General features: G+C 63.5%; 16 protein-coding genes and 1 tRNA gene. 7 read left to right on the plus strand and 10 right to left on the minus strand.

Going from position 1 to position 20,262, the window contains the following annotated elements; all coding sequences use genetic code 11:
- Positions 1 to 352 precede the first annotated feature (352 nt).
- Together ACQZAB_RS03120 and ACQZAB_RS03125 are read left to right on the plus strand one after the other, a co-directional pair.
- Positions 353 to 1,129, plus strand: a complete 777-nt coding sequence (locus tag ACQZAB_RS03120; RefSeq protein ID WP_428386987.1) for a hypothetical protein — start codon at positions 353 to 355, stop codon at positions 1,127 to 1,129.
- A gap of 454 nt (positions 1,130 to 1,583) precedes the next feature.
- Positions 1,584 to 2,678: a 3-isopropylmalate dehydrogenase gene (locus tag ACQZAB_RS03125; protein ID WP_428386988.1), complete on the plus strand. Its 1,095-nt coding sequence runs from the start codon at positions 1,584 to 1,586 to the stop codon at positions 2,676 to 2,678.
- Between the two features lie 82 nt (positions 2,679 to 2,760).
- Here ACQZAB_RS03125 and ACQZAB_RS03130 read toward each other — a convergent pair whose 3' ends face one another.
- Positions 2,761 to 3,981 carry a glycosyltransferase gene (locus tag ACQZAB_RS03130; protein ID WP_428386990.1) on the minus strand — a complete coding sequence of 407 codons (1,221 nt, stop codon included), beginning with the start codon at positions 3,979 to 3,981 and terminating at the stop codon, positions 2,761 to 2,763.
- A 104-nt stretch (positions 3,982 to 4,085) separates the two neighbouring features.
- On the opposite strand from ACQZAB_RS03130, the gene ACQZAB_RS03135 reads away from it, so the two are divergent.
- Entirely contained in the window at positions 4,086 to 4,442 is a 357-nt protein-coding gene (locus tag ACQZAB_RS03135) for a hypothetical protein (protein WP_428386991.1), read from the plus strand.
- Between the two features lie 91 nt (positions 4,443 to 4,533).
- Here ACQZAB_RS03135 and ACQZAB_RS03140 read toward each other — a convergent pair whose 3' ends face one another.
- Both ACQZAB_RS03140 and nrdR read right to left on the minus strand, forming a co-directional pair.
- Complete coding sequence (locus ACQZAB_RS03140) at positions 4,534 to 4,971, minus strand: CBS domain-containing protein (protein WP_428386992.1); 438 nt, start codon at positions 4,969 to 4,971, stop codon at positions 4,534 to 4,536.
- A 343-nt stretch (positions 4,972 to 5,314) separates the two neighbouring features.
- Entirely contained in the window at positions 5,315 to 5,809 is a 495-nt protein-coding gene (gene nrdR, locus ACQZAB_RS03145) for a transcriptional regulator NrdR (protein ID WP_428386993.1), read from the minus strand.
- Between the two features lie 65 nt (positions 5,810 to 5,874).
- Between nrdR and ACQZAB_RS03150 the strand changes: the two genes are divergently transcribed.
- A complete protein-coding gene (locus tag ACQZAB_RS03150) occupies positions 5,875 to 6,756 on the plus strand; it encodes a TIGR00282 family metallophosphoesterase (RefSeq protein ID WP_428386995.1) in 882 nt (293 codons plus the stop codon).
- Between the two features lie 28 nt (positions 6,757 to 6,784).
- Here ACQZAB_RS03150 and ACQZAB_RS03155 read toward each other — a convergent pair whose 3' ends face one another.
- The gene (locus ACQZAB_RS03155) at positions 6,785 to 8,638 is read right to left on the minus strand and encodes a GH39 family glycosyl hydrolase (RefSeq protein WP_428386997.1); all 1,854 of its coding nucleotides are present in this window, start codon (positions 8,636 to 8,638) and stop codon (positions 6,785 to 6,787) included.
- A 158-nt stretch (positions 8,639 to 8,796) separates the two neighbouring features.
- Between ACQZAB_RS03155 and ACQZAB_RS03160 the strand changes: the two genes are divergently transcribed.
- Positions 8,797 to 9,846: a diguanylate cyclase gene (locus ACQZAB_RS03160; RefSeq protein WP_428386999.1), complete on the plus strand. Its 1,050-nt coding sequence runs from the start codon at positions 8,797 to 8,799 to the stop codon at positions 9,844 to 9,846.
- A gap of 205 nt (positions 9,847 to 10,051) precedes the next feature.
- On the opposite strand, the gene ACQZAB_RS03165 is transcribed toward ACQZAB_RS03160, so the two are convergent.
- On the minus strand, positions 10,052 to 10,933 hold the full coding sequence (locus tag ACQZAB_RS03165) for a formyltetrahydrofolate deformylase (protein ID WP_428387001.1): 882 nt from the start codon (positions 10,931 to 10,933) through the stop codon (positions 10,052 to 10,054).
- A 162-nt stretch (positions 10,934 to 11,095) separates the two neighbouring features.
- Between ACQZAB_RS03165 and lpdA the strand changes: the two genes are divergently transcribed.
- Positions 11,096 to 12,541, plus strand: a complete 1,446-nt coding sequence (gene lpdA, locus ACQZAB_RS03170; protein WP_428387002.1) for a dihydrolipoyl dehydrogenase — start codon at positions 11,096 to 11,098, stop codon at positions 12,539 to 12,541.
- A 77-nt stretch (positions 12,542 to 12,618) separates the two neighbouring features.
- Here the strand turns inward: lpdA and ACQZAB_RS03175 are convergent, their stop codons facing one another.
- From ACQZAB_RS03175 to ACQZAB_RS03185, 3 genes are all read right to left on the minus strand, one after another.
- Complete coding sequence (locus ACQZAB_RS03175) at positions 12,619 to 13,650, minus strand: type II secretion system protein (RefSeq protein ID WP_428387004.1); 1,032 nt, start codon at positions 13,648 to 13,650, stop codon at positions 12,619 to 12,621.
- Positions 13,651 to 13,916: 266 nt separating this feature from the next.
- Complete coding sequence (locus ACQZAB_RS03180; RefSeq protein WP_428387006.1) at positions 13,917 to 14,900, minus strand: type II secretion system protein; 984 nt, start codon at positions 14,898 to 14,900, stop codon at positions 13,917 to 13,919.
- A gap of 732 nt (positions 14,901 to 15,632) precedes the next feature.
- Positions 15,633 to 16,751: a tyrosine recombinase gene (locus ACQZAB_RS03185; protein WP_428387008.1), complete on the minus strand. Its 1,119-nt coding sequence runs from the start codon at positions 16,749 to 16,751 to the stop codon at positions 15,633 to 15,635.
- Between the two features lie 229 nt (positions 16,752 to 16,980).
- Between ACQZAB_RS03185 and ACQZAB_RS03190 the strand changes: the two genes are divergently transcribed.
- Positions 16,981 to 17,054, plus strand: a tRNA-Met gene (locus ACQZAB_RS03190).
- A 112-nt stretch (positions 17,055 to 17,166) separates the two neighbouring features.
- Here ACQZAB_RS03190 and ACQZAB_RS03195 read toward each other — a convergent pair.
- Together ACQZAB_RS03195 and ACQZAB_RS03200 are read right to left on the minus strand one after the other, a co-directional pair.
- Positions 17,167 to 18,234: a family 16 glycosylhydrolase gene (locus ACQZAB_RS03195; RefSeq protein WP_428387010.1), complete on the minus strand. Its 1,068-nt coding sequence runs from the start codon at positions 18,232 to 18,234 to the stop codon at positions 17,167 to 17,169.
- Complete coding sequence (locus ACQZAB_RS03200) at positions 18,231 to 20,234, minus strand: alkaline phosphatase family protein (protein WP_428387011.1); 2,004 nt, start codon at positions 20,232 to 20,234, stop codon at positions 18,231 to 18,233. Before ACQZAB_RS03200 ends, ACQZAB_RS03195 begins: the two co-directional genes overlap by 4 nt.
- Between the last annotated feature and the right edge of the window lie 28 nt (positions 20,235 to 20,262).

The following is a 20,262-nucleotide window of genomic DNA, read 5'->3' on the forward strand; positions in this document are numbered from 1 at the left end:
GCCTGTGGGGGCCTGGGGCGGGAAGCATTGGGCGTCCTGGTGGAGGGCGTATCGGTGAATCGGGCTCTGGGGGCTTTGGGGCGTATGTTCCAGACGCCATGGCTGACAATTTCAGGGGTCTGCATGAGGACGGCGGCGTCTAGGAGGGAGGGGGCTTGCGGCGATAAGGGCGGCTGAATCGTCCTGTTTGTAACGGGTGTGCGGCATATCCCGTGTGGCAGGCGTCCGCTGAGAACCCCGATGTCAAAATGGGCAAAGTTCACCATTTTTGAGATTTGCCTTGCTCAGGACCAGAACAAAGACTAAGCTAGTATCGCTTCAGAGATTCATGACTCACTTAGGGAGAGGATAAATGTTTAACCGTTTAATGATGTCTGCATTTATCGGTTTCTGTACGGCACATGCAGCCCTTGCAGGCCCTGTTCTCACGCCCAATGGCTCTGTCGCTGGCATCAATACCGGTTTCGGCGACGTCATCGGGCAAGGTGCCACCCTCAATGTCAACGTCGACGCCACTGGGCTTGTCAGCATGACTCTCAATCGCGGTGCCGGCGGGCTCTTCGATGCTGCCGTGATCTACTTCGATTCCATCGGAGGCGGCTTCACCTCGACCTCTGGGATGAACGACACCGGCGATCCCGGACGGCGAGCCATCAGCGGCACAAACGCCGCTGGTTCAGCCGACCTGACTTTTGCGCCCGGCTTCAGCGCCGACTTCGCCGTGACATTCGAGACCGCCTTCTCAGGCCTCTTTAGCCTGGACTCCTCCAGTCACGGCTTCGTTGCCGCGGTCAGTACGGATGGTACTCGTGACGCTTTGGATTCCAGCTTCAGCATCGCATTTCATCTATCCGACATCGGGCTGACGCTTGGCGAATCCTTCGACTTCGTCATGACCTACCTGAACCCAAACCCAGATGATGGAGGTGGCGCGTTCCGCTCCAATGAGTTCATTGGCGTCGCTTCGGGCAGCTTCTCCGCGGGGAACATTGGAACCAACTCGGCGTCGCTCGCCACGGACGACTTCGTCACCGTGCAGACATCACGGCCGGAGATTATCCCGACCCCCGCAGCCTTCGTCGCTGGGCTCCTCGGCATGGCCACCCTCCTCGGCCGCCGATCTCGCTAAACCGAGTGACAGCATGATTCCTGAGAGCCCGCTTCACGCGGGCTTTTTTGTTAGATCTCACTCGGAATCCACATTAAGGTCGCTTGCAACGTCAATAAGCCTGCGTCAATAGCTTGGAAACCCCTCGGTCGCCAAGGAAGCGATGAGCGAGGCGAGTGGAAGGGGGATTGTCACAGACAGTTCAGCTTCTGGAGGCATCCGACTTGGGTGCTAGCAGCTATATCTTCGGGTGGTGTGGGCAATGACTAGGAGGGTTGTGGCTACGGTGGGTTCGGGGATGGTGGCGGAGCGGCCGAGTTGGTGGCGAGCAGGGAGAGTGGGATGAGGTCTGGCGTGGGTTTGTCGTTGTAAATTTAGGATTTTTCTGGTTTTACGGTGTGCTTGACCGGGGTGTCGGGGGGCGTGAAACTACGGGGCTGGTTGTGATTGACGTTCTTTTTGCGGAGTTGATGCGATGTCGCTGAATCTGGCTGTGATCGGTGGTGACGGGACGGGACCTGAGGTGTGTGCGGAGGCGCTGCGGGTGCTGGATCGGGTGGCGGGGGATGCGGGGTTTGAGGTGAAGGTGACGGAGCTGCCTTACGGCGGGGATCGATACCTGAAGACGGGGACGGTGCTGACGGATGAGGAGGTGGAGGGTCTGAAGCAGTTCGATGCGATCCTGCTGGGGGCGGTGGGTCATCCGGAGGTGGCGCCGGGTGTGTTGGAGAAGGGGATTCTGTTGAAACTGCGTTTTGCGTTGGATCAGTACATCAACCTGCGGCCGGTGAAGCTGTATCCGGGGATCGAGACGCCACTGGCGGGCAAGGGGCCGGATGACATCGACATGGTGGTGGTGCGTGAGAATACCGAGGATCTGTATTGCGGGAATGGCGGGGTCGCGCGGGTCGGGACGGCGCAGGAGATCTCGACGCAGGAGATGATCGCGACGCGGTTCGGGGTGGAGCGGTGTGTGCGTTATGCGTTTGAGTTGGCGAGGAGCCGGAAGGCGGCGGGGTATCCGGGTCAGTTGACGCTGGTGCACAAGACGAACGTGCTGACGCATTGCGGGGGGACGTGGTTCCGGGCGTTCGAGGAGATCGGGCAGGCGGATTACGCGGAGATCGAGCGGGTATATCACCATGTGGATGCGTGTTGCATGTATCTGGCGACGAAGCCGGAGATCTATGATGTCGTCGTGGTGCCGAACATGTTTGGTGACATCATCACGGACCTGGGTGCGGCGATCGCTGGGGGGATGGGGATTGCGGCGTCGGGGAATCTGAATCCGGATCCGGCGTCGCCTAATCCTTCGATGTTCGAGCCGGTGCACGGGTCGTCGCCTGACATTGCGGGTCAGGACAAGGCGAACCCGTTGGCGTGTATTGATTCGATGGCGATGCTGCTTCGGGAGACGGGGCGGACGCAGGGCAAGCCGGAGCTGGTGACGGCGGGTGATCGCGTGAGTGCGGCGGTGCTGGCGGTGACGCCTAAGTTCACGGGGAAGAAGCTGGATCGTTCGGGGTATGGGACGAAGGAGATTGGGGAGATGGTTTTGGGGGCGTTGTGAGTTGATCGGGCGTTTTTTGATTTGGGCACCCTGGGCTTGCGCCCAGGGCTCGTGATGGATTCACGTTAACGAGGGACACTCGCTATCCGCGGGGTTTGGTTTCGGTGCCGTAGGTTCGGCCTTTCCAGGTGTTGCCGGCGGTGTAGTAGTCGCGGATGGAGGCGAGGATGATGGCGAGGTAGAGGATGGAGCCGGGGGCGAGGGAGAGGGCGTAGGGCCAGGGGAGTTCGGCGAATTTGCGGGAGGCGTTCATGGCGCGGACGCCCAGGAGTGTGGCGGCGAGGGCGAGGAGGGTGGGCCAGGTGTAGATGGGGTTGGCGGTGAGGGCCCAGGCGGTGGCGAAGAGGGGGAGGCTGAGGGCGGGGAGGATGTTGAAGAGGAGGGTGGCGGAGAGGACCAGGGTGGCGCGGATGGGGTTGTAGCGGAGCCCGCCGTAGGCGTTTTTGGTGAGGCCTTCCCACTGGTCCTGCCAGCCGTTGTACATGCGACACCAAAGGAGGTCGCGGGCGACGGCGAGGCGGACGCGGGCGCCGTTTTTCTTGAGCTTCTTGCCGAGGGCGAGGTCTTCGACGACGAGGTTTTTGACGGATTCGTGTCCGTGGATGGCGTCGTAGTGGGAGCGTCGGACGAGCATGAAGGCCCCGCCTGTGAGGGTGTCGGGGTGTTTGGGGTCCATGGCTTTGTCGAAGGGGTAGAGGACGCCTAGGGCGAGGACGAGCTGGACCTGGACGATGGCTTCGGCGACGGAGCCGAAGCGGAGGCCGGGGTAGAGGGCGATGAGGTCGGCGTTGTGCTGTTGGCCGAGGCGCATGGCGGAGCGGAGGCAATCGGGGTGCCAGTGGATGTCGGCGTCGGTGAAGCAGAGCCATTCGTCGCGTTGGTTGGTGGCCTGTTCGAGCTGGAGGAGGTGCTGGTAGCCGCGATAGATGGCGTGGGGTTTGCCGACCCAGCCTTCGGGGGGCGGGGTGGTGTTGTGGAGGACGTGGAGGTTGGGGTGTTCGTCGGTGAGGCGGGCGGTGATGGCGCGGGTGTCGTCGGTGGAGTCGTCGTCGATGAAGAGGCAGCGGTAGTCGGGGTAGTTCTGGCTGGCGAGGGAGGGGAGGGTTTGGGGGAGGTGTTCGGCTTCGTTGCGGCCTGGCGCGAGGAGGGCAACGGGCGGGAGGTTGGCGGTGGAGGGGTTGGTGTCGGGTTCGAGGGGGTGCTTGAGGGTGGAGCGGTGGGTGGCGGCGATGTTGATCCAGCCCCAGAGGAGGGTGGCCCCGGCGAGGGCGGCGGTCCAGAGGTAGAGGAGGGTGGTGAGCAAGGGTGGGTCCGGGGTGGGGTGCGCGGGAAAAGGGTAGGGGATGTGTGGGGTGGGGGCTGGGGATTAGGATGGGGGGGGGGGGTGGTTTACTGAGGAGTATGTTGATGCTTGAGGTTACACAACACTACATGTGGATTCTTGAACACGGGATCATAAGAGCAAGAGCGGCACTAGAGAGTGGTAATCATGCGTGGGCCTTGGCTGAGATTGAGATGCTGCACAACATTCCGGGCATCGTTGGCCGAGCAGGAATTCATCTTCAAATACACAAGTATTTTTTGGAGGTGAAGTACAGCGAGTTTCTAGAGACGGTGTCTCAGATCGATGATGAATTACTGCATAGCGAAGGTTTTAAATTCGACAGTCATATCAAGAGCATCATCTATCAGGTCTACTTTGATAATGAGGATGAGTGTAGTGCGATGATCAAGAAGCTCGTGAGAGAGCCGGATGACGAGTAGCTGGCTGTCGGATTAAATGTGGCACAAGAAGCACCCCGGACTTCCGTCCGGGGCTCGTTGGTTGGGATTAGGCGGATGGGTGGTTGGGGGTTTAGCCGACGCCGTGGAGGTATTGGTGGAGGTATTCGATCATGACGGCTTGGCCTTCGAGTCGGAAGGCGTTGAGGTCGCCTAGGGAGACGACGCCCAGGAGTTGTCCTTCGTTGCCGATGACGGGGAGGTGTCGGATGCGTCGGTCTTTGAAGACGTCGGAGAGGTCTTCGAGGGAGGTGTCGGGGGTGCAGGTCCAGACGTTGGCGGTCATGGCTTCGCGGACGGTGGTGGTGGCGGGGTCGAGTTGCTGGGCGATGACTTTTCGGAGGGTGTCTCGTTCGGTGATGATGCCGAGGAGTCCGTTGCGGCCGACGCAGAGGAGGGAGCCGATGTTGTGCTCGGTCATGGCCTGGGCGGCCCGGTCGATGGTGGTGTCGGGCGAGACGGTGTAGACTTGGTTGCCTTTGCGGTCGAGGATCTGCTGGACGGTGGACATCGGCGGCCTCCTGGCGGTGGGGTCAGAGTTGATTTCGAGGCGTGAGACAGAGACGCAGTACCGCTTAAGGCTACCACCGGATGGGGCGGATTCCCAAGGAAAAAAAGCGGTTTTGTCGCGGGTTTGGGTGGGTGCGTTCTATAAGTTTGAAGCTGGGTTTTTATGGGGCTTTGGGGTGGGGTTGGAGGCGGTTTATGTGGGTGGGTGATCTCACGTCTCTTGAGGGGAGGCACCCTGAAGCTGTAGGTTCTGTGGCCAGCAGAGCTGACCACAGCCACCCATGATTGTTGGTGGCGGTCGGGCTGGTGTTGCGGGTCAGCGGTTTATGTGAGTGAGTCGGGAATCAGCGGAAGAGTTTGCCCTGGCCTGGGGAGAGGCGGTCGGAGGTTTCGAGGACGACACGGACTTCGTCGAGGAGGTCGTCGAGGTCGCGGAACTGTTTGTAGACGGAGGCGAAGCGGACGTAGGCGACCTGGTCGATGGCGCGAAGATGGTCGGCGAGGCGGTGGCCGATCTCCATGGCGTCGACTTCTCGTTGTCCGGTGCGGCGGAGGTCTTCGGTGACCTGGTCGACGGCGGCCTGGAGTTTGGCGGTGGGGACGGGTCGTTTGTAGCAGGCGGCTTCGAGGCCGGAGCGCATCTTGTCTTTATCGAAGGGGACGCGGGAGCCGTCGCGTTTGACGACGACGAGCTTGGTGGTTTCTTCGATGGTCTCGTAGGTGGTGAAGCGTTTGGAGCAGGCTTCGCACTCGCGGCGTCGGCGGATGGCTCGTCCGTCCTCGGTGGGACGGGAGTCGATGACGCGGTCTTTGTTGGCCTCGCAGAAAGGGCATTTCATGGAAGGGCTATTATGCACGGGGACGGCGGATGCTGCCGACCGGGAAAGGGCTTAGAGGCTTTTGCATGTCGATACGGATTGCGTTGCTGGGTGATGTGGTGGGGACGGTGGGGCGTCAGGCGGTGACGCAGGCGGTGGGGGTGCTGCGGGGCGAGATGGGGGTGTCGCTGGTGATCGCGAATGCGGAGAACGCGGCGAACGGGTCGGGTTTGACGCCTGAGCTGCACGGGAAGCTGATCAAGGCGGGGGTGGACGGGATGACGCTTGGGGATCATGCGTATCGGAAGAAGCAGATCGTGAGCGTGCTGGAGCGCGAGGGGACGCTGATCCGGCCGGCGAATCTGTCGGCGAAGGCGAAGGGGAAGGTGTGCATGCGGCTGGTGGCGGAGGGTGAGGGCGGGGTGTCGCTGCCGGTGTATGTGTTCACGGTGGTGGGTCGGTTGTTCATGAACACGATGCAGGGGACGGACCCGTTTGGGGTGGCGGATGGGCTGCTGTCGCAGATTCACGAGCGGCCGGCGGCGATCTTTGTGGAGGTGCATGCGGAAGCGACGAGTGAGAAGGTCGCGATGGGGTGGTATCTGAATGAGCGGGTGACGGCGGTGTTTGGGACGCACACGCATATCCAGACGGCGGATGCTCGGGTGCTGCCCGGGGATGTGGCGGGCCCGCGGAGTTCGGCGACGGTGTTGGGGCTGGGGCCCGGGGGGACGGGGTACATCACGGATCTGGGGATGAGTGGCCCGCAGGATTCGGTGTTGGGTCGGCGGGTGGATCGGGTGGTGAGTCAGATGACGACCGGGATGCCGGCGGCGTTTGATGTGGCGGAGGGCAACCCGGAGGTGCGTGGGGTGATTGTGGAGGTCGATCCGAAGACGGGTCGGTCGGTAGGGATCGAGCCGTTGGTGATTAAGGCGGACCTGAGCAAGCCGCCTTTTTCGGCGTGAGGCTTGGTTTGGATGAACGAGGGCTGTCTCAGGGGGTCGATGCGGCGATGACGGATTCGCTGGTGCGTCCCCAGAGATCGATCGCTGTGATGCGGATGGCTTCGGTCTGGTCGGGGAGCGGACGGAGGAGGGTGGTCGCGATGGGTTTTGTCTCGTGGAGCGGGGTCCATCCGGTGGGTGTGAGGGCTTCGACCTGGTAGCCGGCGAGTTGTCTGGGGTTGCTGGCTTCGGACCAGGTGACGAGGGCTTCGGGACCGTGGAGACCTGGCGTGATGGTGAGGCGTGGTTGCGTCACGGGTTGTGGCTGACGGCCGGTGTCGGTGGTGAGGGTGATGAGAACGAGGCTGTGCGTGGGGAGATCCAGTTGGATCCGATCGGTGGTGAGGTCGGCGATGGTGGTGTGGATCTCGGCGGCTTCGCGCATGGCGTCGAGCTGGGTGGGCGTGGGCTGGTCGGGTGATCCGGCGGCGAGCCAGACCGCCATGGGGTTGGTGTGGTCGGGATCGATCCGGCGGGTGGCCATCTTCCATGGCGCTTCCGGTAAGTCGTTTAGTTGGAGCTCGACGGATGCGGAGGTCTGTGCCTCGGGGTCGTCGTGATGGTTCGCGAGGAGGATGACGATGTCGCCGGCGGGGCTTCTGGTGGCGAGGGCGTGGATGGTGTCGGTTGCTGTCTCGGACGTGATCTGGAGCGTGCGGTCGCCTAGCAGGGCGAGGGCGGTGGTTGCTTCGAGCACGGGCTTTTTGACCATCGAGAGGTTGGTGTCCGGCTGATTGGGGTCGGCGGCGAAGGGGACGAGCACGGAGCGGTGCGTCCAGTCGCCCAGGAAGGCGTAGTCGTGGCTGACGAGGGTGAGGTCGGCCTGCTGGCGTCGGATGGTTTCATCGAGTTGTCGCGTGACCATGTAGGCGAGCCAGGAGGCGTAGAAGGCATTGCCTCGCCAGTCGCGGGGTTCCCGCCAGCCGACGATGGGGTCGCACTCGTTGTTGATGAAGGGGAGCGTCGCGAGCCTGGGGTGGTGCTCGCGGAGGTAGGCGATTGTGGTGTTCTGTCGTTCGAAGATGAGGTTGGTATCGGGGTAGAGGCTCTGGGGAGTGCCCCCCTTCTCGTGGATGGAGATGAAGTCGCAGCGTGGCGGTGACTGGCCGGTCAGGTGGTTGGTGCCGGTGTCGAGGTGGCGCATGAGGTGCGTGAACATGTCGGACAGGGTGAGGGCTGTGCCGGGCCCGCCGAAGATGAGTTGGGGATCGGCGTCCATGAGGCCTGCGGAACTGGCGTCGTAGTAGCGGATGAGGCCGGCGGGGTCGTCGGCTTGCCAGGGGTGTCGGAAGTATTTGGGCCACTCGGGTTCGTTCCAGACCTCGAAGTACCAGGAGCGGACTTCTTCGGCTCCGTAGCGGTCGATGAGGTGTCGGGCGAGGTCGCGGACGAACCGACGCCAGGCGTTGACCTGTGCGTCGTCGTGCATGTCGGTGAAGGTGAAGCCTTGCGGGCTGCCCATGAGTTCGAAGAAGGGCCGGATGTTGCGTTGGAGCATTTGGTCGAGTGCACGATCGAGTCGGGACCAGTCGTAGGTGGGTGTTTCGGTGTCGAGGTCGGTGACGGTGACGAGTTCGAGGAGGAAGTGGACGCGGGCCCAGGCGATGCCTCTGTGGGGGACGCCGTCGAGGTGGGCGAGGGTGAGGTGCATGCGTGGGTCTTCGATCAGCGTGGCGGGGCTGAAGCCGGTGCTGCGCCAGAAGTGAGGCAGCGGTCCGGTGTCGTGGTTGAGGTCGATGGCGAAGCGGGCTTGCTGGGCGGTGAGATTGGAGCAGAGCAGGAGGCTCAGCAGCAGGCTCGTGAGAAGGAGTAGGTGGCCGGTGCGGAGGTGGTGATTGATCATGGGTGAGGTCCTTCGTGGGGCACCTTAGGGCATCGCTGGAGGTGGGAAGGGTTCAAGCTGGTGAGGCCGTAGGGGTTGTAGTGGGTGGCTGCGGGTTTTGGGTCTGTGTCGGCTGGGCTGTGGGCTCTCGCCGGGTGCTGGGGCCCGATAACATCGACATGTACGAGACACGCGGCCTTGGCATGGTGGGTGATGTGGTTCATGGGCTGGATTCGGCTATCGCTAGCGAGAGCGATGCTGGGGCTAGAGGCTGTGATGCGGAGGGTCGGTCGGAGGGCGAGCGGCTGCTGACAGAGCGGGCGTGGCCGGCGCTGGGGTTGGGGTTATCCATACGGGCCTGTGTGGCTGGGGCGGCGCTGCTGTCGGGGGTTGGCGGGTTGGTGCTGGGCGGGCTGTGGGGGCCGTTGGCGGGGGTTGGGGGCGTGCTGGTTGGGGGTGGTCTGGCTTCGCTGGCGGTGTCGCGGTGGGCGGTAAGGCCGTTGGAGCGGCTGATTGATCGGCTGGAGTTGACGGCGTGCAATCCGACGCCTGAGTTGGTGGAGCGGTTGCCGCTGGATCGTCGGGATGAGCTCGGGGAGTTGTCGCGGGCGATGGCGCGGGTGTGTCGGAATGCGATTCGCAAGGGCAACGAGGCGCAGCAGCTTCGGCGGACGATGGATCAGCGGGTGCGGACGGCGACGCGGAAGGCGACGAACCGTTTGCAGAAGCAGACGCTCCGGGACCCGATGACGGACCTGGGGAATCGGCGGTTCCTGGATGAGCAGGGCCCGACCCTGTTTGAGGCGACGGCTTCGGGTGAGACGCGGCTGTTGTGTCTGGCGCTGGACCTGGATCACTTCAAGCAACTCAATGACACGATGGGTCATGCGGCGGGTGATGACGTGCTGGTGTTTCTGGGGTCGCTGATTCGGGCGACGCTTCGGGATAGCGACATGGCGGTGCGGACGGGCGGGGATGAGTTTTTGATTCTGATGCCCGGGGCGCCGGCGGAGCGTGGCGTGAGTTATGCGACGCAGCTGCGGGCGCTGTTTACGCAGCAGACGGCGCTGCTGACGAAGGGTGGTCCGGAGGTGGGCCTGTCGGTGGGGATCGCGGAGCGGGTGGCGGACGGGGTGGAGGACTTCAAAGGATTGCTTGCGCTGGCGGATGAGCGGCTGTATGCGGCGAAGCGTGGGGGTCGGGGGCGGTCGGTTTCGGGGGCGGCGTGAGGGTGCCGTTGACGAATAGGTGACCTGTCGCGCAGCCGCGGTGATACACCGAGGCTCGCGTTGTTGGATGGTTGTTGTTCTTTAATGATGATCGTTGGTGGTGGTCCCGGCCGCGTCGCGACCGGGCTCAAGTGCGTGTTTTTTGGTTCTGTGGGCACGGGGCGTGCCCACAGCCATCCTTGGTTACTGGTCGCTGAGAAACAGTTCAGGTCTTGTCGAGCATGGAGCTGAGGCCGGGGCGGAAGACGACTTTGTCGTCGACGACGACGAGTTTCTGGTCGAGGTACATCTGGACGGCGTCGGCGAGGATGCGGCCTTCGAGTTTCTGGCCGTTGGAGCGGACGTTTTCGGCGGTGTCGCGGCCGACGTCGATGTGGAAGACGTCCTGGAGGATGATGGGGCCTTCGTCGAGGTCTTCGGTGACGAAGTGGGCGGTGCAGCCGGCGACACGGACGCCTGCTTCCCAGGCGGCGTGGTAGGGTCGGGCGCCGGGGAAGTGGGGCAGGAGCGAGGGGTGGATGTTGATGATCTTGTGGCGGTAGGCCTGGACCATCTCGGGCGGGACGATCTGCATGTAGCGGGCGAGGACGATGAGGTCGGGCTGGACCTCGGCGAGCTGTTGCATGAGCCAGTCGAAGTGGGCGGCCTTGTCGGGTTTGGCGGGGAAGTGGGCGAAGGGGAGGCCGGCTTCGCGGGCGATGGGTTCGAGGTCGGGGTGGTTGCCGAGGACGGTGACGAGGTCGCCGCGGTACTTGCCGGCTTTCCAGTCGTCGATGAGGATCTGGAGGCAGTGGGCTTCTTTGGAGACGAGGACGGCGACGCGTTTGGGTCGGGTGTCGTGGAGGGCGACGCGGACCTCCATCTGGATCTCGCGGCCGAGGTCGAGGAGGCCGGGGATGAGCTCGTCGAGGGTGGGCTTCATCTCGGCGAGGTCGACGAGCATGTCCATGATGAACTGGCCGTGGACGACCTGCTGCTCGAGATCGAGGATGTTGATGCCGAGGTCGGCGAGGTAGGTGGCGAAGCGGGCGACAACGCCTTTCTGGTCCTGGCCGATGACGGAGATAACGGCTTTGATTTCGGGCATGGGTTGATTCTCGGTCTTTGGATCGTTTGGGCGGGACATGATACGTCGTGAGGGAGTCGCCGACGCGTTGTGTGGGGGCTACTACAATTATCGGTGCAGGGGCTGGCCGGCTTTGGGCCGGGTGGCCTGACAGAACCCGATCTTCTTGGATGGACAGGTGCAATGGCTGATACGGCGTCGTTTGATCTGGTGGTGGTGGGTGGTGGCCCTGGGGGTTACGTGGCGGCAATCCGTGCGGCGCAGCTGGGGATGAAGGTGGCCTGCGTGGAGCGAGACAAGCTGGGCGGGGTGTGCCTGAACTGGGGTTGTATCCCGACGAAGGCGTTGCTGGCGGGGGCGGAGTTTTATCACCGGCTCAAGCACGAGGCGGACGACTGGGGGATCCGTGCCGAAGGGATCGGTCATGACTGGGAGAAGGTGATCGGGCGTTCGCGGGGCGTGGCGGGACAGTTGAACAAGGGGGTGGGGTTTCTGTTTAAGAAGAACAAGGTGACGCACGTCGAGGGTCATGCGTTTATCCCGAAGGCGGGTCGGGTTGAGGTGTATGAGGCGGGGGACACCGAGCGGAAGGGTGCGGTGAAGCAGGTGCTGGAGGCGGGGAAGATTCTGATTTCAACGGGGGCGCGACCGCGGCCGTTGCCCGGGGCGGACTTTGATGGCGAGCGGATCATTGCGGCGAAGGAGGCGATGACGCTCAGCGAGCAGCCGAAGCGGATGGTGATTGTGGGGGCGGGGGCGATCGGGATGGAGTTTGCGTATTTCTACAACGCGTTCGGGACCGAGTGCACGGTGATCGAGATGCAGGATCGGCTGCTGCCGATTGAGGACGCGGAGGTGTCGCAGGCGGTGGAGCGGTCGTTCGCGAAGAACGGGGTGGCGATTCGGAAGGCGCACAAGACGTTGTCGCTTGAGAAGACGGGCGATGGGGTGAAGGCGGTGATTGCGCCGGTGGATGATGAATCGAAGACCGAGACGATCGAGGCGGACGTGGCGCTGGTCGCGATCGGGGTGATGGGGCGTTACGACGGGTTGTTCGATGACTCGCTGGGGCTGGAGCTCTTCAAGGATCACATCAAGGTGGACTACCGGAAGGCGGGGGCGGACTACCAGACGTCGGTGCCGGGGGTCTATGCGATCGGTGATGTGATCGGCCCGCCTTGGTTAGCGCACGTGTCGTCGGAAGAGGGGATCGTGTGCGTGGAGCGGATGGCGGGGCATGACGTCGAGGACATTGATTACACCGGGATTCCCGGGTGCACGTATTGCCAGCCACAGGTGGCTTCGGTCGGGATGACGGAGCAGGCGGCGAGGGACGCGGGGCTGGATTATGTCGCGAGCAAGTTCCCGTTCCAGGCGTCGGGGAAAGCGCAGGCGCTGGGGGCGACGGAGGGCTTCTGCAAGCTGATCACCGGCAAGAAGCATGGCGAGATTCTGGGGGCGCACATGGTGGGCGAGGGCGTGACGGAGCTGATCGCGGAGATCGGCCTGGCGATGCGGCTGGAGGCGACGGCGGACGAGGTGATCGGCACGATTCACGCTCACCCGACGATGTCGGAGGCGACGCACGAGGCGGCGCTGGGGGCGCAGAATCGGATGATTCACTTTTAGGGCTAGCGACGAAAAGCAGGCATGAAAAAACCGCGAGCTTTTGGGCTCGCGGTTTTTTGTTCGCTGCTTTGGATACCTCAGAACCGGAGCTCTGTTTCGCCTGCTTCGAAGGGCGTGCCCGGATCCTGATAGATCCCGCTGGCGGGCTGGCCGGTGATGGTCCAGCGGTTGTTGACGTGGGTGCGGGCATCGGTCAGGAAGCCTTCGTACTCATCGGGCTGGAGGCCTGAGCTACCGCCACTGCTACCACCACCTCGTTGACCGCCTTGAGACGCGGAGCCCGGGTCGCCGTAGTAGCCTCGGAAGGCTTGTGTGGTGCTGCGTGATTCACCCGGATCGATGTTGGCACCCTTGAGCGCCATGTAACTCGCGTGGCCATCGGCGTAGACCATGGCGATGCTGCCGTTGTTACGGGCATCGGGGATGACGGCGCTGGGTGGCTGGCCGTAGTCCCAGACGAAGATGTTGCCGCGTCTGCGATCGGGATTGCCAGCAGGACCTGTTTCAGTCACGGCGGTGGTGTAGGCGATCATGCCCGAAGGATTACGGACATCAGTGCTCCGAGGGGTATAGGCCGTTTCATTGGGTGATGGCGGGGCGTAGGCAGAGAAACCTGTGGCTCGCTGCATGGACCCGATGTTGGACGTGTTCATCGAGAAGTGGGGGAACATCCAGTAGAGCTTGCGGAAGTCTTCGGGGCTGGATGAGGGTGCGTCGATGATGGGCGCAACCTGTCCGATTTCTTCGAGGAGCGGGTCCGTGAAGACTTCCGGTGTTCCGACATAGCCGCTGGACACCAAGTTGGCGGTCCACCATTGACCGGGGGACAGCCGTTCCGGGTCGCTTGCACCCAGCCCGGTTCCCCAGTCGCCAAAGCCGATGCTGTGATAGGGGATGTAGTGGTCGCGGTTGTCGAGGGTGTAGAGCCAGATGGCCTGGCCTAGGCTGCGGGCGTTGGCGAGGGCACCCATGGCTCGAGCGCTGTTGCGGGCGGCGCCGAGGGCGGGGAGGAGAATACCGATGAGCAGGGCGATGATCGAGATGACGACGAGGAGCTCGATCAGCGTGAACCCGCTTCGGCGGTTTGGTGTTTTGGTGGACTGGAACATCAGATAAGTCTCCTGATAAAGACTGGTTGGGTCGTGTCTATGGCGTGAGCGCGAGGGGGCTCAGCGTTGGGTTCGTGCTTAAATGTGAGTCGTGCGTCTTCCCGGACGCGTGATACGCAGACAACCTAAAGGATCATAACGGTCATGGTTCTGTAAGACAATGGATTTGGGTGTGAGAAATGTGGGTTTGGGGCGCAAAAAGAAGCCACGCGCCGGTGGTGGCCCGTGGCTGGGGATCAGGGGATGAAAGTATCGATGGGTGGGGATTAATCGATGATGGCGTCTGGCGTGAAGTTGGCCGTTGGACCGCGGTAGGTGCCTGGGATGGCGTTGCCTGAGAGGGTCCAGCGGTTCTGATCGTGGAAGCGGGCATCGGTGAGGTAACCGTCGTAGTCGCCTGGGCCGAAGCTGCTGCTGCCGCCGCCGCCACGCTGACCGCCGCCGGTGGAGCCTGCGGGGCCGTAGAGGCGTGAGGTGCCGGCTTCGGGTTCGGCGAACTGGAAGTAGCTGGCGTGGCCGTCGGCGTAGACGATGGGCATGGATCCGCGGAAGCGTGGGTCGGGGATACCGTTGTCGACGCCTCGGTCGTAGTCCCAGCAGAAGAGGCTGCCGTAGACGCTGGGCTCGCCGCCGCCGCGTTGCCCGCCGCCGCCCGGGACGTCCTGGCGTGCCGGGAGGAACCAGATGGTTTCGGAGGCCCGGCGTGCCTGGGAGATGCGTGGCGAGGGCAGGGGCTGATCCGGGTCGGCGCCGTAGGCGGTGAAGCCGGTGACGCGCTGGTAGGTCCCCATGTTGGAGGTGTTCATGCCGAAGTGGGGGTACTTGTAAGCGACGTCCTGGAAGTCATCGATGTCACCGGTCGCGGCGTCGAGGATGGGGTTGTTCTGGTTGATTTCCTCGAAGAGCGGATCGGTGAAGACTTCGCCGCCTGAGAGGTAGCCGATGCGGACGAGGCTGGCGGTCCACCAGGTGGCGACGTTGCTGTAGCTGGAGATGCCGACATCCCAGCCGCCGAAGCCGTGGGACTGGTAGTTGATGAAGTTGTCTTTGTTGTCGACGGTGTAGGTGGCGACGCCCTGACCGATGCTGCGTGCGTTGGTCATGCCGCCTAGGCCGCGGGCGGTTTCGCGGGCTGCGCCGAGGGCGGGGAGGAGGATGCCGATGAGCAGGGCGATGATGGAGATGACGACGAGGAGCTCGATGAGGGTGAAGCCCTTGACGGCTCCCGGGACGGTTCGTGGTTGGTTCATGGTCGGGTGGTGGTGCATAGGATGGCTCCGGGTGTCAGTGGGTCACGAACAGCCAGCGGACAGAGAAGCATGGGAGCGGTCCGATGGCGGATTTCTGGTCTTCTGCGACAGGCCTTATAAAACCATAACCAAAAGGTTCTGAAAGACAAACCAAAACCCCACTCTTGCCCGCGGAAAAATGGTTCTCGGGGTTTCTGGTGGGTCGGGGCGCGTTTGGTTCGGAAAAAAGTGAAGCCCACCCACACGTTGTGGATGGGCTCCGGGGAGGGAGAGGACGGTATTGGGCACGGGGAGAGCGTCTGAGAGCGCTTTCTCTGGTGCGCGCTTGGATACGCGGGGGTGCTGGGGGGTCTGCGCGGGGTTTTGGGTTTGGGGGGGTGATTTTTCAGGGATTGCCTGTAAGTGACGTTTTTGGAGGAGTTTGTGGCGGAAGTTTTTTTAGGGGTTTAGTGGGTATTTGTTGAGGGAGCGTGCTGCTGTTCTGTTGGTCAGGCTGGTGTTGGGGCCTCGGCCGCGTCGCGGCCGGGCTCCAGCGGGTTGTTACTGGGAGTCGGAGGATCCCGCCCTCTGAAGGCGCGAGGCACCCGAAGGGGAGGGGGTTGGTTGTGTGGGACGAGTCAGAAGCCCAGGCCCCTACGCCCGGCCGCGTCGCGACCGGGTTAAGTCATCGCTGTTTGGTTCTGTGGGGCCACGGTGGGACTGCGTTCACCCTTGTTCTTTGGGATTAGCGGCTCAGGGTCGGGGGTGGAAGGAGGTGATGACGTCTTTGAGTCGGCTGCGGTCGACGTGGGTGTAGATCTGGGTGGTGTTGAGGTCGGCGTGGCCGAGGAGTTCCTGGACGACGCGGAGGTCGGCCCCGCCGGCGAGGAGGTGGGTGGCGAAGGCGTGCCGGAGGACGTGGGGGTGGACGCGTCGGATGCCGGCGCGGGCGGCGTGGCGTTTGACGACCTGCCAGACGACGATGCGGGTGATGGGCAGGCCGGTGCGTGAGAGGAACACCCGTTGGGTGGGCTTGTCGGCTCGGACCAGGGTCGGGCGGACGTCGCTGAGGTAGGTGTCGAGGTGATCGAGGGCGGCTTTGGCGACGGGGACGATGCGTTCCTTGCTGCCTTTGCCCATGACGCGGATGACGCCGAGGTGCCGGTTGGTGCCCTGGACGGCTTTGAGGTCGAGGTTGGCGAGTTCGGAGGCGCGGAGCCCGCAGGCGTAGAGGAGTTCGAGGAGGGCTCGGTCGCGGAGGCCGAGGGGCTCGGAGGGGAGGGGTGTGCGGAGGAGTCGGTCGACGACCTCGAAGGAGGGGGCGTAGGGGAGCTTGCGGCCCAGCTTCGGCTGGATGAGGGACTCGGTCGGGTCTTTCTCGAAGAAGTCGATCGAGAGGAGGTAGCGGCAGAAGACGCGGATGGTGGCGAGGTGACGGGCGATGGAGGTGGCGGCGAGGCCGCGTTGGGAGAGGGTCTGGAGGTGTTCGCGGATGCGGGCGTCGCTGAGGTCGGCCCACCCCCTGCTCCCCCCTGTCCCCCCCACCCCCCCTGCTCCCCCTGCCAGCATCTTGGAGGCTGGCAGGTTCTGGGCTGCTTCGGCGGCGATCTGCTTGTTTTTCTCGACCATCCAGACCCAGAGGTCGCGGAGGTCGGCGGCGTAGGCGGCGACGGTGGCGGGTGCGAAGCCGCATTCGACTTTGCAGTAGCTGAGGAAGCCTTTGACAGGGGTTTCGAAGGCGGAAACGGGTTTTTGCGGTTTCTGGGGGGTGGCGAGGGGGTCGCCTGGGCGGACCGGGGTCGTTTGGGGGCGGGCTGTCGCCGGAATACGGTGTTTGGGGGGTGTGGTGGGCGCAGTCAAGGTATGGCTCATCTTCTCTCTCCAAGGGTGGGGAACAACTTAGACACCCCTGGTACAGAGGGCAGTCTTATATCGGGTAGATGGCGGGGGGCGGAGCAAAAAGAGGCCGATTTGGTTAGCCCGCCCTATGAACACCGTTTGGGCGAAGGATGGGCGGATTCTGCGGCGGTGCCGGGTTGCTGGCGTGGTGGGGGTGTTTATGATGTGGAGCTCGGCCCGGTTGGATGACGATCGGGCGGCCGCCGGCATAGCTCAGTTGGTTAGAGCGAGGGATTCATAAGCCCTAGGTCGCTGGTTCGAATCCAGCTGCCGGCATTGTTCAGGATTCACACACACCCGGGTTACCAGCAGACTGGTGCCCAACAGAAGTAGGTGAAGCCGGGAGCTAGGATTCACCAGTGTATGAGTCACTGGGGGATGATGTCAGCTATCGGAGGCGACGCGATACGACGCTGAGTGCGATCAAGGCGAGGGCCGCGGTGCCGGGTTCGGGGGTGGCGGCAGACTGGCCGAAGTTGGAGGCGAGGAGGGAGAGGTCGATGAGGTCGACGGTGCCTTCGCCTGAGAAGTCGCCTAAGGACCAGGCGGCCTCGTTGGAGCCGAAGTTGGTGGCGAGGAGGGAGAGGTCGGTGAGGTTGACGTTGCCGTCGGCGTTGGTGTCGCCGGGGAGGATGTTGGCGAGGGGTGTGATGGCGACGCGGTCGATCTCGAGGGTTCGGGTGACGAAGTCGGGCTGTCCGGCCCAGTTGAAGGGGAACCAGAGTCCGACGGTGAAGCGGCCGGGGATGGTGGGGACGAACTCGCGGCTGGTGTAGTGGTGGACGCCATCGACATAGAACTCGACGCGTGGGTGGGCGACGCCTTCGCCGGCGAACCAGTCGAAGCGATAGGTGTGGAAGGTGCCGGTGTCCTGTGGGGCGGGGTCATCGTTGATGTCGACGATGCTCAGGCGCTGGATGTTGGCGCGTGACGGGATTTCGCCGAGCCATGTGTTCATCAGTCCGTAATCGGAGCGGAATCCGGTGGGTGAGGGGGTCTGCCGGTTGATGAGCTCGATGTCGATTTCGTGATTGATGACATCGCCGCCGTTGAAGTCGTAGAAGAAAGTCCACATGGCGGTGACAACGCCGTCTTCGTAGACGGGCTTCATGCGGACTTCGAAGCGTCCCGGTCCTTGGGGTTCTCGGGTTCGGATGGCGCCGCCCGATCGGCGGCCGTGGTCTTCGCGGTAGCCGTTGGCGTTCCAGCCGCGTTTGGGTCCGGTATAGAGGTCGCCGTTGCCATCGATCGAGACGATGCCGTTGGCGATGGAGACGTTTTCTGGGATGACCCCGCCGTTGCGACCCGGCCCGCCCCATTGTGCGAGTTGGATCTCCCAGATGCCGGGGTTGATGCTGGTGCCGTTGAAGCCGTCAACGATGGTCTGCGCGGCCTGAAGTGGAGACGCGAAGAGCGTGAGTGTGGCGACGAGGATGAGACGGGTGATGGTTTTCATAGGTTGCTTCCACGGGTGAGGACGGTGCGCCCCATGAGATCGTGTTCCCGGGCTTTGGCCTGGTCGCGGTTGTCTCTGGCGTAGAGCTTAGCCAGCCACTGGTGGGCGATCTTGTTCTGCGGTGACATTCCAAGACAGACTTCAAGGGCCTGGATGGCGGCGTCGTTTCTGCCGGTTTCGGCGAGGGCGATCCCAAGGTTGAGGTGGGCGGAGGGGTAGTGGTGGGCGTAGCCGATGGTCTCGAGGGCGTGTTCGATGGCCTGGTCGTACTGCTGGAGCTTAAGGTGCGCCTGGGCAAGACCGTTGTGGACGACCGGGCTCTCGGGATCGAGCCTGAGGCTTTGTTCGAAGGCCTTGCGGGCGTTGTCATGTTGGTCGGCCCGAAGATAGATGCGTCCGAGGGCGTTGAGGATACGGAGGGAATCGGGCTCGGCTTCGTTGGCTCTGCGCACGCATTCGAGGGCGGGCTCCGTCTGATTGCGGACGAGATGGATCTCGGCCTCCAACAGCAGGATGGTGGGCGCGTTGGCGTGCTCGGGCTTAAGGGCTTCGAGTTGCTGCTGGCAGAGATCGAGTTCACCCACGACCAGCGCTGTTCTGGCGAGTTGGAGGCGATAGGCCTCTTCGTCGGGGTTTTCATCGATCAGCTGCTGCCAGAGCGGGAGGGCCTGGGCGGCGCGGCGGCTGTCGGCGAGGGCCGAGGCGCGGTTGGTGAGGAGGTCGCGGGTGGCGTTGCGGACGGCGGCGGTGGCGTCTTCGCCGGGGTCGTCGATGTAGCCGAGCGCCACGAGCTGGGCGACGGCTTCGGCGCTGGCGACGGGGTCGTCCTCTTCGGTGTTGGACGGGTGGAGGCCGGCGTCGCCTTCGATCTTGTCCCAACTGAAGACGCGGTCGGGCGTGACCGGTTGGCTGAAGATTTCGATCCAGGGTCGGCCGTCCATGTCTCCGCCTAGCGGGAGGTCGAAGAGCGAGAGGATGGTTGGGGTGACGTCGAGGAGCGTCGCGCCGTAGAGGGTTTCGTTCTGCTTGAAGCTGGGGCCGGCGGCGACGGCGATGCCGAAGGGCCGGTGCCACTGCTCGGGGTCTTCGGTGGCGTCGGTGCCGAGCCGGTCCTGGTCGTTGAAGAAGCCATGGTCGCTGACCAGGAGGATGTCGGTGTCGGGTCCGGCGAGTTGGACGAGGGTGCCGAGCATCATGTCGTGGAAGCGGTAGCAGCCTTCCATGACCGGCCCGTAGATGCGGGCGTCACGGTCGCTGATGCCCGGGACGGCCGGCGGGTGGTAGGGCATGAACTGGTGGCCGAAGTGATCGATAGCGTCGTAGTAGATCGCGGCGAAGTCCCAGTCGGTTTCCCGGAGCAGGTGGCAGCCGGCGGCATGGATGGTAGAGGCCTTGGCGATGAGGTGGGCGAGGGTCATCAGGCGATCGTCGTTGTCCTGATCGATCTCGGCGGCGGCCGGGATGAAGGGCAGGAGTGCCTGGGCGTCGAGCATGCGGGGATCGACGCGGTAGGGGTTGAGCTTCTCGCCGAGTTCGGGCGGGTGAAAGGTGCCGGGGCCGGGATCGATCTCGTGGTCGAGCACGGCGAGCAGGCGGGCGTACTGGTCGGTAACGATCGAACCGCGGATGGGTTCGGCGGGATGGGAAGCAAACCAGGAGCAGACGGCGCTGGTGTAGCCCTTCTGGTGGAGGATGTTCCAGATGGCCTTGGTGGATCTGCTGGTGCTGGTAACCGGGCGGATGCCGGTGCCGTCGGGTCGGGGTTCGGTGAAGCCGCAGATCCCGTGCTTGTCGGCACGCTTGCCGGTGGCGATGGAGGTCCAGAGCATCGGCGAGAGGATGGGGCGGATGGTGGCCAGGTTGCCACGGACGCCGCGATCGATGAGCGCCTTGAGATTCGGCATGGCTCCCGCTTGGAGGAGCGGATCGATCATCTGCCAGTCGGCGGCATCCCAGCCGATGAGCAGGACCTTCTTCTTCGTCGCAGGCGTGTCACTCATACGGATGCGACCTTATCGGTGGTGATGG

This window comes from Mucisphaera sp. (assembly GCF_965279675.1).
Lineage (GTDB): Bacteria > Planctomycetota > Phycisphaerae > Phycisphaerales > Phycisphaeraceae > Mucisphaera.

Coding starts and splice junctions, on each gene's coding strand:
- ACQZAB_RS03120 (WP_428386987.1), top strand. CDS start 353: ATGTTTAACCGTTTAATGATGTCTGCATTTATCGGTTTCTGTACGGCA.
- ACQZAB_RS03140 (WP_428386992.1), bottom strand. CDS start 4,971: ATGTCCACCGTCCAGCAGATCCTCGACCGCAAAGGCAACCAAGTCTAC.
- nrdR (WP_428386993.1), bottom strand. CDS start 5,809: ATGAAATGCCCTTTCTGCGAGGCCAACAAAGACCGCGTCATCGACTCC.
- ACQZAB_RS03135 (WP_428386991.1), top strand. CDS start 4,086: ATGCTTGAGGTTACACAACACTACATGTGGATTCTTGAACACGGGATC.
- ACQZAB_RS03155 (WP_428386997.1), bottom strand. CDS start 8,638: ATGATCAATCACCACCTCCGCACCGGCCACCTACTCCTTCTCACGAGC.
- ACQZAB_RS03160 (WP_428386999.1), top strand. CDS start 8,797: ATGTACGAGACACGCGGCCTTGGCATGGTGGGTGATGTGGTTCATGGG.
- lpdA (WP_428387002.1), top strand. CDS start 11,096: ATGGCTGATACGGCGTCGTTTGATCTGGTGGTGGTGGGTGGTGGCCCT.
- ACQZAB_RS03180 (WP_428387006.1), bottom strand. CDS start 14,900: ATGAACCAACCACGAACCGTCCCGGGAGCCGTCAAGGGCTTCACCCTC.
- ACQZAB_RS03185 (WP_428387008.1), bottom strand. CDS start 16,751: ATGAGCCATACCTTGACTGCGCCCACCACACCCCCCAAACACCGTATT.
- ACQZAB_RS03175 (WP_428387004.1), bottom strand. CDS start 13,650: ATGTTCCAGTCCACCAAAACACCAAACCGCCGAAGCGGGTTCACGCTG.
- ACQZAB_RS03150 (WP_428386995.1), top strand. CDS start 5,875: ATGTCGATACGGATTGCGTTGCTGGGTGATGTGGTGGGGACGGTGGGG.
- ACQZAB_RS03195 (WP_428387010.1), bottom strand. CDS start 18,234: ATGAAAACCATCACCCGTCTCATCCTCGTCGCCACACTCACGCTCTTC.
- ACQZAB_RS03125 (WP_428386988.1), top strand. CDS start 1,584: ATGTCGCTGAATCTGGCTGTGATCGGTGGTGACGGGACGGGACCTGAG.
- ACQZAB_RS03200 (WP_428387011.1), bottom strand. CDS start 20,234: ATGAGTGACACGCCTGCGACGAAGAAGAAGGTCCTGCTCATCGGCTGG.
- ACQZAB_RS03165 (WP_428387001.1), bottom strand. CDS start 10,933: ATGCCCGAAATCAAAGCCGTTATCTCCGTCATCGGCCAGGACCAGAAA.